Annotated in this window: 14 protein-coding genes; 12 read left to right on the plus strand and 2 right to left on the minus strand. The window is 64.4% G+C overall.

The window, feature by feature from the left end:
• The first annotated feature begins 48 nt into the window (after positions 1-48).
• From gspH to HNP49_RS03685, 8 genes are all read left to right on the plus strand, one after another.
• The gene (gene gspH / locus HNP49_RS03650; RefSeq protein WP_184680681.1) at positions 49-654 is read left to right on the plus strand and encodes a type II secretion system minor pseudopilin GspH; all 606 of its coding nucleotides are present in this window, start codon (positions 49-51) and stop codon (positions 652-654) included.
• 8 nt (positions 655-662) lie between these two features.
• Entirely contained in the window at positions 663-1,049 is a 387-nt protein-coding gene (gene gspI, locus HNP49_RS03655) for a type II secretion system minor pseudopilin GspI (protein ID WP_184681174.1), read from the plus strand.
• Positions 1,046-1,795: a type II secretion system minor pseudopilin GspJ gene (gspJ, locus tag HNP49_RS03660; protein ID WP_184680682.1), complete on the plus strand. Its 750-nt coding sequence runs from the start codon at positions 1,046-1,048 to the stop codon at positions 1,793-1,795. Before gspI ends, gspJ begins: the two co-directional genes overlap by 4 nt.
• Positions 1,792-2,775, plus strand: coding sequence for a type II secretion system minor pseudopilin GspK (gene gspK, locus HNP49_RS03665; protein WP_184680684.1), 984 nt, complete (start codon positions 1,792-1,794; stop codon positions 2,773-2,775). Before gspJ ends, gspK begins: the two co-directional genes overlap by 4 nt.
• Positions 2,775-3,869 (plus strand): type II secretion system protein GspL, encoded by a 1,095-nt coding sequence (gspL, locus tag HNP49_RS03670; protein ID WP_409372524.1) that lies wholly within the window; start codon positions 2,775-2,777, stop codon positions 3,867-3,869. Before gspK ends, gspL begins: the two co-directional genes overlap by 1 nt.
• Complete coding sequence (locus HNP49_RS03675) at positions 3,866-4,387, plus strand: type II secretion system protein M (RefSeq protein ID WP_311772061.1); 522 nt, start codon at positions 3,866-3,868, stop codon at positions 4,385-4,387. The genes gspL and HNP49_RS03675 overlap by 4 nt, the downstream gene beginning before the upstream one ends.
• A gap of 237 nt (positions 4,388-4,624) precedes the next feature.
• Positions 4,625-7,378: a calcium-binding protein gene (locus tag HNP49_RS03680; protein ID WP_184680688.1), complete on the plus strand. Its 2,754-nt coding sequence runs from the start codon at positions 4,625-4,627 to the stop codon at positions 7,376-7,378.
• Positions 7,379-7,452: 74 nt separating this feature from the next.
• Positions 7,453-8,688, plus strand: coding sequence for a glycosyltransferase family 4 protein (locus HNP49_RS03685; protein ID WP_184680689.1), 1,236 nt, complete (start codon positions 7,453-7,455; stop codon positions 8,686-8,688).
• A gap of 3 nt (positions 8,689-8,691) precedes the next feature.
• On the opposite strand, the gene HNP49_RS03690 is transcribed toward HNP49_RS03685, so the two are convergent.
• Positions 8,692-9,306 carry a trimeric intracellular cation channel family protein gene (locus tag HNP49_RS03690; RefSeq protein WP_184680691.1) on the minus strand — a complete coding sequence of 205 codons (615 nt, stop codon included), beginning with the start codon at positions 9,304-9,306 and terminating at the stop codon, positions 8,692-8,694.
• An 18-nt stretch (positions 9,307-9,324) separates the two neighbouring features.
• The gene (locus HNP49_RS03695; protein WP_184680693.1) at positions 9,325-10,245 is read right to left on the minus strand and encodes a LysR family transcriptional regulator; all 921 of its coding nucleotides are present in this window, start codon (positions 10,243-10,245) and stop codon (positions 9,325-9,327) included.
• A 146-nt stretch (positions 10,246-10,391) separates the two neighbouring features.
• On the opposite strand from HNP49_RS03695, the gene HNP49_RS03700 reads away from it, so the two are divergent.
• The 4 genes from HNP49_RS03700 (at position 10,392) to HNP49_RS03715 (ending at position 15,085) form a co-directional block, all read left to right on the plus strand.
• Positions 10,392-11,735, plus strand: a complete 1,344-nt coding sequence (locus tag HNP49_RS03700; RefSeq protein ID WP_184680696.1) for an aspartate aminotransferase family protein — start codon at positions 10,392-10,394, stop codon at positions 11,733-11,735.
• Positions 11,736-11,803: 68 nt separating this feature from the next.
• Positions 11,804-13,300 (plus strand): CoA-acylating methylmalonate-semialdehyde dehydrogenase, encoded by a 1,497-nt coding sequence (locus HNP49_RS03705; RefSeq protein ID WP_184680698.1) that lies wholly within the window; start codon positions 11,804-11,806, stop codon positions 13,298-13,300.
• A 272-nt stretch (positions 13,301-13,572) separates the two neighbouring features.
• Positions 13,573-14,346, plus strand: a complete 774-nt coding sequence (locus tag HNP49_RS03710; protein ID WP_221445046.1) for a gamma-glutamyl-gamma-aminobutyrate hydrolase family protein — start codon at positions 13,573-13,575, stop codon at positions 14,344-14,346.
• Between the two features lie 124 nt (positions 14,347-14,470).
• Positions 14,471-15,085: a hypothetical protein gene (locus HNP49_RS03715; protein ID WP_184680702.1), complete on the plus strand. Its 615-nt coding sequence runs from the start codon at positions 14,471-14,473 to the stop codon at positions 15,083-15,085.
• Positions 15,086-15,627: the final 542 nt, after the last annotated feature.

Here is a 15,627-nt window from a genome sequence, read left to right on the forward strand (position 1 = left end):
AGCTAGAGAAAAACAAGGCGAAAGAGGCTGAGGATGCGGAGTTTACAGATGGTAAATGAGCAATCCGAAGCCGCTTTCAACGCAGTTTTTCCGACGCGCAGCACATCCGCCGCCGGTTTCACCCTGATCGAGCTGTTGGTGGTCATTGTCATCATCGGCAGCCTGGTCAGCCTGGCCATGCTCTCGGTCGGCGGCAATCAGGGCCGCCTGCTGCAGGACGAAGCCGAACGTCTGGCCGCGCTGATCGGCGTACTCAGCGAGGAAGCGACCCTGGACAACCGCGAGTACGGCCTGCTGCTGGATGACCAAGGCTACCGTGTGCTGCGCTACGACGAACGTCAGGCCGTGTGGCAGGCCGCACCGGGCCAGCGCGAACACCGCCTGCCGGAATTCGCCCGCCTGGAGCTCAAGCTCGAAGGCCAGCCGCTCAAGCTGGCCGCGCCGGTGCTGGCCAAACAGGACAATCCGGGGCTCAGCGAGGGTGACGAAGCCGAGCGCACGCCGGTAACCGCCGCCCCGCAGCTGCTGATTCTCTCCAGCGGCGAGCTGTCGCCCTTCAGCCTGCGCATCGAAGAGCGCGCCGCCAACGGTGCCGCCTTCAGGCTCGCCAGCGACGGTTTTGCCCTGCCGCTGGCCGAGCGTGCCGCGCAATGATTCTGACCGTGACCCGCCAGCGCGCCTTTACCCTGCTGGAAGTGCTGGTGGCGCTGGCCATCTTCGCCACGGTCGCCGCCGCCGTGCTCACCGCCGCCGCCAGCAGCGTGCGCAATGCCGCACGCCTGGAGGAAAAGGCCCTGGCCGGCTGGATCGCCGACAACCAGCTGGTCGAGCTGCAACTGCAACGCCCCAGCCCCGGCACCGGACGCAACCAGCGCGAGGTCAGCTACGCCGGCCGCGACTGGCAGCTGCAGGAAACCATCGACAGCACCAGCGACCCGGCCATGCGCCGCGTCACCCTGTGGGTGGCCCCACGCGACCGGCGCAGCAACGACAGCATCGAGGAGCGTGCCAGCCTGGTGCTTACCGGTTTTATCGGGGTGCGCGAATGACCGCTGCGCGCCCTCCGCATCAGCATCGCGGTTTCACCCTGCTGGAACTGCTGATCGCCATCGCCATCTTCGCCCTGCTCGCCATGGGCACCTACCGCATGCTGCAGAGCGTGCTGCAGAGCGACGAAAGTACCCGCCGCCACGAGCGCCAGCTGCGCGAACTGACCCGCGCCATGGCCGCGCTGGACCGCGACCTGCTGCAGGCCATCCCGCGCACCGTGCGCGACACCTATGGCGAGCCACGCGGCGCGCTGCTCGGCGGCGACAGCCTGAACCTGGAACAGGCCGCCCTGGAGCTGACCCGCAGCGGCTGGCGCAACCCGCTCGGCGCTCCCCGCTCGCAGCTGCAGCGGGTGCGCTGGCAACTGCGCGGCGATGTGCTGCAACGCCTGTACTGGCCGGTGCTGGATCAGGCCGTGGACACGGCCGTGCAGGAACAGCAGGTGCTCAAGGGCGTCAGCGAGCTGCGCGTGCGCTTTCTCGATATCGAGGGCAACTGGCAGCCGCAGTGGCCGCCGGCACGTGGCGACCTGACCGAGGAACAGCTGCTGCGCCTGCAGCCGCAGGCCGTCGAGCTGACCCTGACCCATCAGCACTACGGCGAATTGCGCCGCCTCTACCGTCTACCCGACAGCCCGCCGCAGCAGGATGCCGGCGGCCCGGTCGTCGACAGCGATGGCAACACCGCCAATGACGCTGAAGGCGCCAACGGCAGCGGCGACACCAGCACCGGGGAGCAGCCATGAAGCACGAACGGGGCGTCGCGCTGATCACCGTGCTGCTGATCGTGGCCATCGTCACCGTGGTCACCGCCGCGCTGGTCGCCCGCCAGCACCTGGCCATCCGCAGCAGCGCCAATCAGCTCGGCGCCCGCCAGGCCCTGCACTACGCCACCGGCGGCGAGGCCCTGGCCCAAGGCATTCTCCTGCGCGACCTGAAAGGCAGCGGTGGCGACCCGCGCCAGCCCGTCGATCATCCGGGCGAAGCCTGGGCACGCCCGCTGCCGCCGTTCGCCATCGAGCAGGGCGAAATCGCCGTGCGCATCAGCGACCTGTCCGGGCGCTTCAACCTCAACAGCCTGGTGCAGGGCAAACAGGTCAACCGCATCGCCCTGGAACGCTTCCAGCGTCTGCTGCGCCTGCTTGGCATCGAACGCAACTACGCCCCGGCACTGGTCGACTGGCTGGATGAGGACCAGCAGCTCAATGGCGAAGGCGGTGCCGAGGACAACCAATACCTGCTGGCCACGCCGCCCTACCGCACCGGCGGCCAGGCCCTGACGGCCGTCAGCGAGCTGCGCCTGTTGCTGGGCATGACCGAGGCCGACTACCGGCGTCTGCTGCCCCATGTCAGCGCCCTGCCGGCGCAGACCCCGCTCAACGTCAACACCGCCAGCGCGCCGGTGCTGGCCAGCCTGGCCGACGGCCTGAGCCTGGCCAGCGCGCGCAGCCTGCAAGCTGCTGCCGGTCGCGAAGGCTATCGCGACCTGGCCGCGTTTCTCGGCCAGCCGGCGCTGGCCGGCCTGGGCGTACAGGGCGCCGGCCTGGCGGTTGGCAGCCAGTTTTTCGAAGTGCACAGCGAAGTCAGGCTTGGCGAACGCCGCCTGGTGCTGCTAAGTACCCTCCAACGCAGTGCGGAAGGTGAAGTGCTGGTGCTCGGCCGAGATTTCGGCCAGGCCGCCCTGCTCGCCGAACCCACCACTACCACCGAGCAGGACCCCCGATGATCGATTGCCTCTTCATGGCTCCCGGCGGCCACGGCCTCGCCGACAGCCGCCTGTACTGGCAGCCCGCACAGGGCGGCGGACGCTGGCTCGACCTGCCGGCGCTTGGCGCCGAGCTGGCCGGCGTGCCACTGGCCCTGGTGCTGCCGGGCGAGCGCCTGAGCGCCTGCGCCGTGGCGCTGCCAACCAGCAAGGCGCGCTGGCTACGCCAGGCCCTGCAGTACGCCGTGGAAGAACAGCTGGCCGAGGACGTCGAGCAACTGCACCTGGCCATGGGCGAGCCCCAGGCCGACGGTCGCGTACGCGTTATCGCGGTGCGCCGCGACTGGCTCAAGGCTCTGCTCGCCGAAGCCCAGGCCGCCGGCCTGCAGATCGATGCCCTGCACGCCGACTTCGACCTGCTGCCGGCCGAAGGTTGCCACGCCCTGATTCAGGGTGAACGCGGCCTGCTCGGCGGCGCCGGCGACAGCCGTCTGGTGTTCCCCGCCGGCGACTGGCCGCAGCTACAGGCCCAGCTCGATGACGTTCAGCTGCATCAACCCCACGACCCGTTCGCCTGGCAGGCCCAGCAGCGCGGCCACGCCATCGACCTGGCCCAGGGCGAGTTCGCCGTGCAGCGCAGCAGCGGACGCTGGCAGGCCTGGCAACCGGTGGCCGGCCTGCTCGGTCTGTGGCTGGTCCTGCAACTGGCCTTCGACATCGGCCAGGCCTGGTACTTCCAGCACCAGGGAGATGCCTTCGCCGATCAAAGCCGCGCCCTGTATCAGGAGCTTTTTCCCCAGGACACCCGCATCGTCAACCTCAAGGCCCAGTTCGCCGACCACCTGAGCCAGGCTGGCAGCGGCCAGAGCCAGGGCCTGCTCGGTCAGCTGCAACAGATTCGCAGCGCCATCGGCGAAGCACCGCTGACGGTCGATCAGCTCGACTACAGCCAGGAGCGCGGCGACCTCGCCCTGCAGGTACGCGCCGGCAACTTCGGCGAACTCGAACAACTGCGCCAGCGCCTGAGCGAAGCGGGCCTGCCGGCCCAGCTGGGCTCGGCCAACCGCGATGAACAGGGCGTCAGCGCCCGCGTAGTGATTGGAGGTGGCGCATGAACGCCATGGTCAGCCTGAAGAGCCGCCTCGGCGCGCGCGCCAGCACCTCGCCGCTGTACCTGCGCTGGCAGCAGCTGCCGCCGCGCGACCGCCTGGCCCTGAGCCTGTTGGCCGGCTTCCTCGCCCTGGTCCTGCTGTATGCCGCCGTCTGGCTGCCGGTGCAGCGCCAGCTCAAGGACGCCCGCCAGTGGTATGAGACTCAGCGCGAGCTGCACCAGTACATCCAGAGCAACGCCGAACTGGCCCGGCAGAGCGCCGCCAGCCCGGCCGCCAACATCGATGCCGAACAACTGCAGGGGCTGGTCACCACCAGCGCGCAGCAGGCCGGCCTGACCATCGAGCGCTACGACAACGACGGCAGCGGCCTCAGCCTGAGCCTCACCCAGGTGCCGTTCGCCACCCTGCTGCCCTGGCTGGCGGAGCTGGAACAGCAGGGCGTGCAACTGGCCGAAGTCAGCCTGGACCGCGCCGGCACCGGCAAGGTCGACGCCCGCCTGACTCTGCGCGCCGGCCCTTGAGCGGCAGATACAACGCATCAGAAGCAGAATGGCGCGGAGCCGTGCCCATCACATCCCAGAGATGGGCACGGCTCCGCCTTAGGCAGGCTAGATCCCCGGTGGTCACAGACCGTGACGTTCGTCAGCCGACCAGTGCCCGCCGATTATTGCGGGCTGATCGACACTCCCCGCGAGAGGCCCCTTCCCGCCGCCTGAATGATCACTAGCATCGGCTCATCAACGCCAAGGAGAGCCGCCATGCAGATAACCGGAACACCCAGCGCTGACTCACTGATCGGAACCGCCGAGGATGACACGGTGCTGGGCGGCCTTGGCACCGACAGTCTGTCACTCAATGCCAATCCGGCAGCAATCCGCCTCAGCCTCAATGCATTTGGTCAGTGGGTGGTAGAGAGCACACAGGGCCGTGACCTGTTGCTGGGCGTCGAGCGCCTGGTCATGGCCGATCAGAGCCAGCTGAGCCTTGCGCAGCGCCTCGTAGCCGGCATGGCCGAACAGCATGTCAACCACACCACCTCCGACTACCAGCTGAATCAGTCGGTTGCCGCGCTGGCCGACGGCGGCTGGCTGGTGACCTGGCAGTCCTACACTCAGGATGGCTCCGGCTATGGCGTCTATCAGCAGCGTTATGGTGCCGACGGCAAAGCAGTCGGGGGAGAGGCGCGGGTCAACACCACCACCGCCAGCAGCCAGGACACGCCCGTCGTGACAGGGCTCGCGGATGGTGGATGGCTGGTGTGCTGGACCAGCTATGACCAGGACGGTTCGGCCACCGGGTTGTATCAGCAACGCTATAACCGTGCCGGCGAGACGGCGGGCGCAGAGCAGCAGGTCAACAGCCAGGTCGAGGACTATCAACTGAACGCCAGCGTCACCAGCCTGAACGATGGCGGCTGGCTGGTGTGCTGGGAATCCTATGCCCAGGATGGCTCCGGCTATGGCGTCTATCAGCAGCGCTATGGTGCCGACGGGCTGGCCAGCGGAGAAGAAAGCCGCGTCAATACACTCACCACGGGCAGCCAGAACACGGCCAGCGTGACCGCTCTGACGGATGGCGGATGGCTGGTTTCCTGGATGGCCTACAGCGAAGACGGACTGCAAAGCGACATCCTGCAACAACACTATGCATCCACAGGACTGCCAGTCGGAACTGAAACCACCGTCAACAGCAGCAGCGGAACACTGCAGGAATCCCCGCGTACCACCGCCCTGCTGGACGGCGGCTGGCTGGTGACCTGGCAGGCCCCCCAGGCCGACGGCAATGCCACTGATATCTACCAGCAGCGCTATGCCGCCAACGGCAACCCGGCAGCCGGTGAAACCCGGGTCAACAGCACCGTGGCCGACTATCAACTCAATGCCAGTACATGCGGCCTGGCTGATGGCGGCTGGCTGGTGTGCTGGGAGTCTTACAACCAGGATGGTTCAGGCTACGGCGTCTACCAGCAACGCTACAACGCACAGGGTATTGCTCAGGGCGGTGAGGTTCGCGTCAACAGTTTCACCTCCGGCAGCCAAGGCACACCCAGTGTCGCGGCCCTGCCCGATGGAGGCTGGGTGATCAGTTGGACCTCCTATGAACAGGAAGACACCAGCAGTGGCATCTACCAGCAGCGCTACTCTGCCGCTGGCGCCCCTGTGGGCACAGGCACGCCAACCCTGACGGGCGACCAACACGACAACTGGCTGCAATTCAGCGGCCTGCAAAGCATCGAGCTCGAAGGCGCAGGAGGCAATGACCACCTTGAGGGCGGCAGTGGCAATGACCGACTGAACGGCGGCACAGGCACAGATACCCTGACCGGAGGCCTGGGCAATGACACCTATGTAATCGACAGCAGTGGCGACCGCATCATCGAGTCGAGCACCCTGACCGCGGAGACCGACAGCGTGCAGTCCAGCGTCACCTGGACCCTCGGCGCCAACCTGGAAAGACTCACGCTCACGGGCTCCAACGCCATCAATGGCACGGGCAACGCTCTGGCCAATACCCTCACCGGCAACACCGGCAACAACATTCTCAATGGTGGCGCCGGCGCCGACACCCTGGCGGGAGGCCTCGGCAACGACCTCTACGTGGTCGACAACAGTCACGACGTCATCAGCGAGACCAGCACGCTGGGCAGCGAGGTCGATGGCGTCCTGTCCCTGATCAGCTGGACCCTGGGCGCCAATCAGGAAAACCTGCTGCTGGGCGGTTCCACCGCCATCAATGGCACAGGCAATGGCCTGACCAACGCCCTCACCGGCAATGCCGCCGCCAACGTCCTCAATGGCGGCGCCGGCGCCGACACCCTGACCGGCGGCCTCGGCAACGACACCTATGTGGTCGACAACAGCGGCGACGTCATCAGCGAAACCAGCACGCTGGGCAGCGAGGTCGATGGCGTCCTGTCCCTGGTCAACTGGACCCTGGGCGCCAACCTGGAAAACCTGCTGCTGGTCGGCTCCACCGCCATCAACGGCATGGGTAACAGCCTGGCCAACAGCCTGGCCGGCAATGCCGCCGCCAATACACTCAATGGCGGCGCCGGCAGCGACACCCTGACCGGTGGTGGTGGCGCCGACCGCTTCGTGCTGGACAACTCGGCCACCGGCGACCTGATCAGCGACTTCCTCAGCGGCACCGACAAGCTGGTGCTGGACAACTCGGGACTGGGCGGCATCGGCGACAAGGACGCACTGCTCGAAGGCGCCCTGCTGCGCAGCGCCGCCGGCGGTTTCAGCACATCAGCGGAGCTGGTGGTATTCAGCAGCAACATCAGCGGCAGCATCACCGCTACCGCCGCGTCCGCCAACATCGGCAGCGCCACCAGTGCCTATGCCATCGGCGACTCCCGCATCTTCGCCGTCGACAATGGCAGCCAGACGGCGGTCTACCAGTTCAAGGCCGTGGATACCGATGCCGCAGTGGAAAGCCACGAACTGAAACTGCTGGGCACCCTGAACTCGGCGCAGACCGCCATCGGCGACTATCTGTTCCAGGCCTGAACCAGACCCCGGAGCACTTCCCTCAGGCGGCAGCCCGGCCTATTCTCGCCGCCTGCCCACATCGAGAGACCGTCGTGCGCCTGCTGTTCATCCACCAGAACTTCCCCGGCCAGTATCGTCATCTGTTCCACCGCCTGGCCCACAGCGGCGAACATCAGGTCGTCGGCATGGGCGAGCAGGCCAACCTGGCGCGCAACACTCATGGCTGGCAACTGCCGCGCAATGCGATGCTCATGGGATACGGCACCCCGGCGCCTGCCGGCGCACACACCCATGCTTACTTGCGAGGATATGAAGCGGCCATACGCCGAGGGCAAGACTGGGCCCGTGTCGCCCTGCAGTTGAAGAAGCAGGGGTTCTCGCCAGACGTCGTCTGCGTCCATCCCGGCTGGGGCGAGGCGCTGTTCGTGCGCGAGGTCTTCCCGCGCGCACGCGTAGTCACCTTCTGCGAGTTCTACTACCAGCCGCACGGGGCCGATTTCGACTTCGACCCCGAGTACCCGGTGGAGCTGAATGACTTCTGCGCCCTGCGTATCAAGAACTCGGTGCTCAACCAGGCCCTGCTCGACTGCGATCTGGGCATGGCACCAACCCACTGGCAGAAGTCGGTTCACCCACGTGAGCTGCAGCACAAGCTGGCGGTGGTGCACGACGGCATCGACACCCGCCTGCTGCAGCCCGACCCCGTCGCACGCTTCATCCTGCCCGATGGTCGCGCACTTGATCGCAGCCAGCCGGTGGTAACCTTCGTCAACCGCAACCTGGAACCTTACCGCGGCTTTCACCAGTTCATGCGCGCACTGCCGGAACTGCAACGGCTGCGGCCGGATGCCGAGATTGTCATAGTCGGCGGCGATGAAGTGTCCTACGGCCGCCGCGTAGAAGGCGGTTACCGCGCCGCCTTGCTGAAGGAGCTGGACGGCCAGCTGGACCTGACCCGCATCCACTTCGTCGGCAAGCTGCCCTACCCCGACTATGTGCGACTGCTGCAGGTCAGCGCCGCGCATGTCTACCTGACCTACCCCTTCGTGCTGTCCTGGTCGATGCTCGAAGCCATGGCACTCGGCTGCCTGGTTATCGGCTCGGCTACCTCCCCGGTTCAGGAGGTCCTGGTGGATGGCGAAAACGGCTGTCTGGTGGATTTCTTCGACCCACGCGCCCTGGCCGAACGCACCGCCGCCGCGCTGGAGAACGATCCCTCACACCAGTACCTGCGCCAGGCCGCGCGCGAAACAGTGGTCCGTCGCTATGACCTGCACGACCTGTGCCTGCCCCGGCAGCAGCAACTGATCCTGGACTGCAAGTTCTAGCTACTAGTGTCTGAGCGTCAGCCACTTCGGCATCTGCCAGCCGAAGTGGATGGCCAGGCCGCGGAAGGCGAAGGTGAAGGCAACGCCGCACAGGCTGGCGCCGTGCGAGGCGCCGCCCTGGGCCAGCAGGAAGGTGTAGAGCATGCCGCCGGTGATGATGGTGGTGGCGTAGATCTCACGGCTGCTCAGCAGGTTTTCCCGTTGCGCCAGCACATCGCGGATCAGCCCGCCGCCGATACCGGTGATGGTCGCCATGACGATGGCCACCGGCGCGGCAAAACCATGGGCCAGCGCCTTGTCGATGGACTGCACGCCGAACAGGGCGATGCCGAAGGCGTCCAAGTAGAGAATCGCCGCCCACACCGTCTCGTCGCGCAGATGGCGGGCCAGGGCGAAGGCGGCCAGCGAGGCGGCGCTGGCGACCCAGACGTAGTTGAAGTCGATCATCCAGAACACCGGCACGCCCAGCAGCAGGTCGCGCAGGGTGCCGCCGCCCACGGCGGTAATCACGCCCATGAACAGCAGCGCGATGATGTCCATGCCACGCCGCCCGGCGGCCAGCACCCCGGCCATGGCAAAGGCGCAGATGGCGGCCATGCCAATCCAGTAATTGAGCATTGATCACTCCGGTCAGATTCAGCGGCTACTGCCCAGGGCCTCGAGAAAGGCTTCCAATACCAGATTGGGCCGGCGGCCCTTGCGGGTCACGGCGGCCATGTTCACCTCATAGAAGCGCTGCGTCGGCTTCAGGGCACGCAAGCGGCCCTGGGTGACCCAGGCTTCGGCGTAGTGATCGGCCAGGTAGCCGATGTAGCGTCCGGTCAGCAGCAGGAAGGCCACGCCCTCGCGGTCGCTGGCGCTGGCCGTGCAGTTGAGCCGCTGGTAGTGCGCCTGCACCTCGGCCGGCAGGCGGAAGGTCGGGGAGATGGCGTCCTGAGCATCCAGCCGCGCATCGTCCAGGCTGTCGTCGGCGGCATAGAACAGCGGATGGCCCACCGCGCAGTAGAGCAGCGAGCGCTCGCTGTAGAGGCTCTGGTACTCAAGCCCGGACAGCGCGCCCACCTGCGGCACCACGCCCACGTGCAAGCTGCCGCCGAGCACGCCCTGCTCCACCTCGCCCGGCGGCGTCATGCGGATATTGATCTGCACATCCGGCCCCTGCTGCTTGAGCTGGGCCAGGGCGTTGGTGATGCGCATGTGCGGCACGGTGACGAGGTTGTCGGTCAGGCCGATGTTCAGCTCGCCGCGCAGGTTGCGGTGCAGACCGTTGACCTCGCTGCGGAAGCTCTCGATGGCGCCCAGCAGCTGCAGGGTCGACTGATACACCTCGCGGCCTTCCTCGGTCAGGGCGAACCCGGCGCGACCGCGCTGGCACAGGCGCAGACCGAGGCGCTGCTCCAGATCGCTCATGTGCAGGCTGATGGCCGAGCGGCCGATGCCCAGCACGCTCTCGGCGGCGGAGAAGCCACCGCACTCGACCACGCTGCGGAAGATGCGCAGCAGGCGGATTTCAAAGTCGCTGACCTGGGCCAGTGGATCGGTTCTGCGGGTGCTCATGGTGAACCACTTAGTTTGATAAATACGAAACTTAAGATTGGAAAAGTCGGATTTTCCAGACTTTAGGCCTCTGGCAACGTAGCTGCAACCCGTGGAACGGCCCGACCGTCCCATGCAGAACAGATCGCCTGTGCGAGATAAGAGCCATGACCATGCCTGAAACTGCCCCGTCCCTTGCCAGCCAGCTGAAGCTCGACGCTCACTGGATGCCGTTCTCCGCCAACCGCAACTTCAAGCGCGACCCGCGCATCATTGTCGGGGCCGACGGCAACTACTTCATCGACGACAAGGGCCGTCGCGTGTTCGACAGCCTGTCGGGTCTATGGACCTGCGGTGCCGGCCACAACCGCGCCGAGATTCAGGAAGCGGTCGCCCGCCAGCTGGGTACCCTCGACTACGCCCCGGGCTTCCAGTACGGCCACCCGCTGTCCTACCTGCTGGCCGAGAAGATCACCGAGCTGACCCCGGCCGGCCTCGACCACGTGTTCTACACCGGCTCGGGCTCCGAGTGCGCCGACACCGCGGTGAAGATGGCGCGTGCCTACTGGCGCCTGAAGGGCCAGCCGAGCAAGACCAAGTTCATCGGCCGCGCCCGTGGCTACCATGGCGTGAATATCGCCGGCACCAGCCTCGGCGGCATCGGCGGCAACCGCAAGATGTTCGGCCAGATGATGGACGCCGACCACCTGCCGCACACCCTGCAACCGCACCTGGCCTTCACCAAGGGCATGGCTGAAACCGGTGGCGTGGAGCTGGCCAACGAGCTGCTGAAACTCATCGAACTGCACGACGCCTCCAACATCGCCGCCGTGATCGTCGAGCCGATGTCCGGTTCCGCCGGTGTGATCGTGCCGCCCAAGGGCTACCTGCAGCGCCTGCGCGAGATCTGCACCCAGCACAACATCCTGCTGATCTTCGACGAAGTGATCACCGCCTTCGGTCGTATGGGCAAATGGACCGGTGCCGAATACTTCGGCGTTACCCCGGACATCATGAACACCGCCAAGCAGGTCACCAACGGTGCCATCCCGCTGGGCGCGGTGATCGCCTCCAGCGAGATCTACAACACCTTCATGCAGCAGCCGACCCCGGAGCACATGGTCGAGTTCGGCCACGGCTACACCTACTCCGGCCACCCGGTGGCCTGTGCCGCGGGCCTCGCCACCCTGGAGCTGCTGCAGCGCGACCACCTGATCGAGCAGTCCGCTGCCCTGGCCCCGGTGTTCGAGGAAAAACTGCACAGCCTCAAAGGCAGCCAGCACGTGGTCGACATCCGCAACTGCGGTCTGGCCGGTGCCCTGCAGCTGACACCGCGTGACGGCGACCCGGTGATCCGCCCGTTCGAGGCCGGCATCAAACTGTGGAAGGCCGGTTTCTACGTGCGCTTCGGCGGCGACACCCTGCAGTTCGGCCCGACCTTCAACACCAAGCCCGAGCAGCTGGACAGCCTGTTCAACGCCGTCGGCGATGTGCTGAACAGCCTCGACTGATACGCCTTTGGCACCCCTCTCCTGCGGGAGAGGGCGTACGACCCGAATTCACATTGAGAGAGATGCCCATGAGCACCATCGCCCACCTGATCAACGGCGAAATCGTTTTCCGCAGCGGCCGCACCACCCCGGTCTTCAACCCGTCCATGGGTGAGGCCATCCGCCAGGTCGAACTGGCCGACGCCGCCACCATCCAGCTCGCCATCGATTCCGCCAAGGCTGCCTTCCCGGCCTGGCGCAACACCCCGCCGGCCAAGCGCGCCCAGGTCATGTTCCGCTTCAAGCAACTGCTGGAAGCCAACAAGGACAAGATCGCTGCGATGATCAGCGAAGAGCACGGCAAGACCCTCGAAGACGCCGTGGGCGAGCTGCAGCGCGGTATCGAAAACGTCGAGTACGCCTGTGGCGCGCCGGAACTGCTGAAAGGCGAATACAACCGCAACGTCGGCCCGAACATCGACAGCTGGTCCGATCACCAGCCGCTGGGCGTGGTCGCCGGCATCACCCCGTTCAACTTCCCGGCCATGGTGCCGCTGTGGATGTACCCGCTGGCCATCGTCTGCGGCAACTGCTTCATCCTGAAGCCGTCCGAGCGCGACCCGAGCTCCACCCTGTACATCGCCGAACTGCTGCACGAAGCCGGCCTGCCCAAGGGCGTGCTGAACGTCATCAACGGTGACAAGGCTGCCGTGGACGCCCTGATCGAAGCCCCGGAAGTCAAAGCCATCAGCTTCGTCGGCTCCACCCCGATCGCCGAATACATCTACACCGAAGCCAACCGCCGCGGTAAGCGCGTGCAGGCCCTCGGTGGCGCCAAGAACCACGCCGTGGTGCTGCCGGACGCCGACCTGGACAACACCGTCAACGCCCTGATGGGTGCCGCCTACGGCTCCTGCGGCGAGCGCTGCATGGCCATCTCCGTGGTCGTGACCGTGGGTGACCACGTGGCCGACGCGCTGGTGGAAAAACTGGTCCCGAAAATCCAGGCCCTGAAAGTCGGCGCCGGCACCTCCTGCGGCCTCGACATGGGCCCGCTGGTCACCGGCGCGGCGCGCGACAAGGTCAAGGGCTACATCGACGCTGGCGAAGCGCAGGGCGCCAAGCTGGTGGTCGATGGCCGCGGCCTGGTCGTGCCGGGCAATGAGGCCGGCTTCTTCCTCGGCGGCACCCTGTTCGATCACGTCACCCCGGACATGACCATCTACCGCGAGGAAATCTTCGGCCCGGTCCTCTGCATCGTCCGCGTCAACAGCCTGGAAGACGCCATGCAGCTGATCAACGACCACGAATACGGCAACGGCACCTGCCTGTTCACCCGTGACGGCGAAGCCGCCCGCCTGTTCTGCGACGAGATCGAAGTGGGCATGGTCGGCATCAACGTGCCGCTGCCGGTGCCGGTCAGCTACCACAGCTTTGGCGGCTGGAAGCGCTCGCTGTTCGGCGACCTGCACGCCTACGGCCCGGACGGTGTGCGCTTCTACACCAAGCGCAAGACCATCACCCAGCGCTGGCCGCAGCGCGCCTCCCACGAGGCCGCGCAGTTCGCCTTCCCGAGCAACGGCTAAGCTGAACACCAGAGGGCTGATCGCAGGATCAGCCCTTTGTGCATCAAGCGGTTTTGTACCAGCGCCGGCGACCATAAGCCGACGCCCCTGCAAAACCGATGTACGCAGTAAACCAGCCGCGCGGGCGCGGCGTTGGTGCAGTGACCCGGTTCCACCGGTTACGGCACCCCTTGGGTGAGCGGGTTCACGGCCAACGTGACCGGCAAGCCCGCTCTCCCAAGGGCAGCCCACTTCAATCAACAGAAGAGGACTTCCCTGCAATGAGCAAACCCATGATTGGTCTCCCCCTGTGCCGCTGGCAGCTGACTGACCGCGACATCGGCTGGTTCCACCTGGTGGGCGAGAAATACATCCAGTCCGTCACCGGCTACGGCGCCTTCCCGCTGATGATCCCGGCCTTTGGCGATGACCTGGACATGGACACCGTGCTGAACAGCGTCTCCGGCATCATGTTCGGCGGCTCGCTGTCCAACGTGCACCCCAGCTTCTACGGCGACGAGCATCCCGGCCTGGGCCTGGCCGACAAACCCCGCGACGCCACCGTACTGCGCCTGATGCGCGCCTGTATCGACCGTGGCATCCCCTTCCTCGGCATCTGCCGTGGCGTGCAGGAGCTCAACGTCCTACACGGCGGCACCCTGCACCGCGAAGTGCACAACGTCGATGGTCGCCTGGATCACCGCGAGGTGAAGGACGTGCCGGACGATGTAGCCTACGGCCCGATTCATACCGTGAAGCTGACCGAGGGCGGCCTGCTGCAGCGCATCATCGGTGCCAGCGAGATGAAGGTGAACTCGCTGCACGGTCAGGGCATCGACCGTCTGGGCGAGGGCCTGCAGGTGGAGGCGGTGTGTGAGGACGGGCAGATCGAGGCGGTCAGCGTGAAAGGCGCTAAGGCGTTTGCCATGGGTGTGCAGTGGCACCCCGAATACCGCTATTGGGAGAACGCGCAGTACAACGCGCTGCTGGGCGCCTTCCATGAGGCGGCGAGGGCGTATCAGGCAAAAAAGTCTGAACGGAGGAAAGAGGCCGTGGCGATGGCCTGAGGTGGTGAATGCGCCTGAGCGTTAAATAAGAAGGCCCGTCGAGAGACGGGCCTTTTGCTTCAACCAACAAATAAAATACAATTCCCGCATATAAAATCAAAATAACCAGCAATAAATAAAAAACATGAAAATCAAAAATTCATACTTATTGATAGCAGCAGCCATGTTACACGGCTGCTCTACAGCCGACATGTACACAGAACCGACCGACCATAAAGCAGCAAACCTTAGGATAACCACATCAAATCCAACAGAATTCAAATTCTGTTTGGCCGTTGCAACTGTTAACCCCACCACGTGCAAAGGCGACAAAATTATTGGCGGCATTAGCTGCAGACCTGAGGCAGACGAGAAGCGACTGGGCATGCCAGAATCTGTTCCACCAAGAGATGGTGTTCTAGAGAGGAAAATCCCCAGCAACAAGACATTTTCAATTGCCCCACTAATGTTATTCCAAGACATTGACTTTGGCGACCTAGTGAGTAGTCCATCGAAGTACGTAGGACTTACCTTGGGTGCATGTAGAGTTCCCATGTTCACCCCAGAAGAGTCTGGAAACTACCAGATTGATTTTTCAATCGCCCCCGGCAACTGCGATGTGAAACTATACAAATTCGACAACAATGGCACGCGAACAGACATAACAAATAATCAGCAAAGCTTTGTGGAACTAATATCAAACAACAACAATACCGGCTCCCTTCTATGCGAAGAGAAAGGCGATGATTGGGTCGAATAATAAATTGCGGCGCACTGCCTTAATAACCCTACTTACATCATCGATATTTGGGTGCACTCTCACCCCGCTAGAAAAATTATCAGAACCACCAAATTTGAAAATCGTAAATCTAGCCCCGGGATATGAGTCAGGCATAAAAAGAATTGAAAATAAAGAATTAAAGAACCTACTCAAGACCATGCCTGACAGTATATACACCCCACCCGGAAGGCATCGAATAGAGCTCGAGATATCCATACCAAAGCTTACCCCGCCCCTAGGCTTAACCGGTTGGACTGTCATCACAAGATGCATGTGGATCGACATTCTAGAAAATGACTCATATATAATCGAGACAAAAGTTAATTCTCGAAAACCCTTATATAGAGTTCGTTCAGAGTCCGGGAGAAAAGTCTTGTGGGGGGACTGCAACCTCAAAAACGACTACTTATAGCAAGCGGGGACACGCCTCATTTAATCCCGCAACATCGCTTTTCGCCTTTTCGGCGAGTTACTTTCTCTTTGCGTGTGCAAAGAGAAAGTAACCAAAGAGAAAACACACC

Source organism: Pseudomonas fluvialis, assembly GCF_014207935.1.
GTDB lineage: Bacteria > Pseudomonadota > Gammaproteobacteria > Pseudomonadales > Pseudomonadaceae > Aquipseudomonas > Aquipseudomonas fluvialis_A.

What these genes read in the sequence shown, in the direction of transcription:
- gspK (WP_184680684.1), top strand. Translation starts at nt 1,792, where the DNA reads ATGAAGCACGAACGGGGCGTCGCGCTGATCACCGTGCTGCTGATCGTG.
- HNP49_RS03695 (WP_184680693.1), bottom strand. Translation starts at nt 10,245, where the DNA reads ATGAGCACCCGCAGAACCGATCCACTGGCCCAGGTCAGCGACTTTGAA.
- gspH (WP_184680681.1), top strand. Translation starts at nt 49, where the DNA reads ATGGTAAATGAGCAATCCGAAGCCGCTTTCAACGCAGTTTTTCCGACG.
- HNP49_RS03700 (WP_184680696.1), top strand. Translation starts at nt 10,392, where the DNA reads ATGACCATGCCTGAAACTGCCCCGTCCCTTGCCAGCCAGCTGAAGCTC.
- HNP49_RS03690 (WP_184680691.1), bottom strand. Translation starts at nt 9,306, where the DNA reads ATGCTCAATTACTGGATTGGCATGGCCGCCATCTGCGCCTTTGCCATG.
- HNP49_RS03715 (WP_184680702.1), top strand. Translation starts at nt 14,471, where the DNA reads ATGAAAATCAAAAATTCATACTTATTGATAGCAGCAGCCATGTTACAC.
- HNP49_RS03710 (WP_221445046.1), top strand. Translation starts at nt 13,573, where the DNA reads ATGATTGGTCTCCCCCTGTGCCGCTGGCAGCTGACTGACCGCGACATC.
- HNP49_RS03705 (WP_184680698.1), top strand. Translation starts at nt 11,804, where the DNA reads ATGAGCACCATCGCCCACCTGATCAACGGCGAAATCGTTTTCCGCAGC.
- gspJ (WP_184680682.1), top strand. Translation starts at nt 1,046, where the DNA reads ATGACCGCTGCGCGCCCTCCGCATCAGCATCGCGGTTTCACCCTGCTG.
- HNP49_RS03680 (WP_184680688.1), top strand. Translation starts at nt 4,625, where the DNA reads ATGCAGATAACCGGAACACCCAGCGCTGACTCACTGATCGGAACCGCC.
- HNP49_RS03675 (WP_311772061.1), top strand. Translation starts at nt 3,866, where the DNA reads ATGAACGCCATGGTCAGCCTGAAGAGCCGCCTCGGCGCGCGCGCCAGC.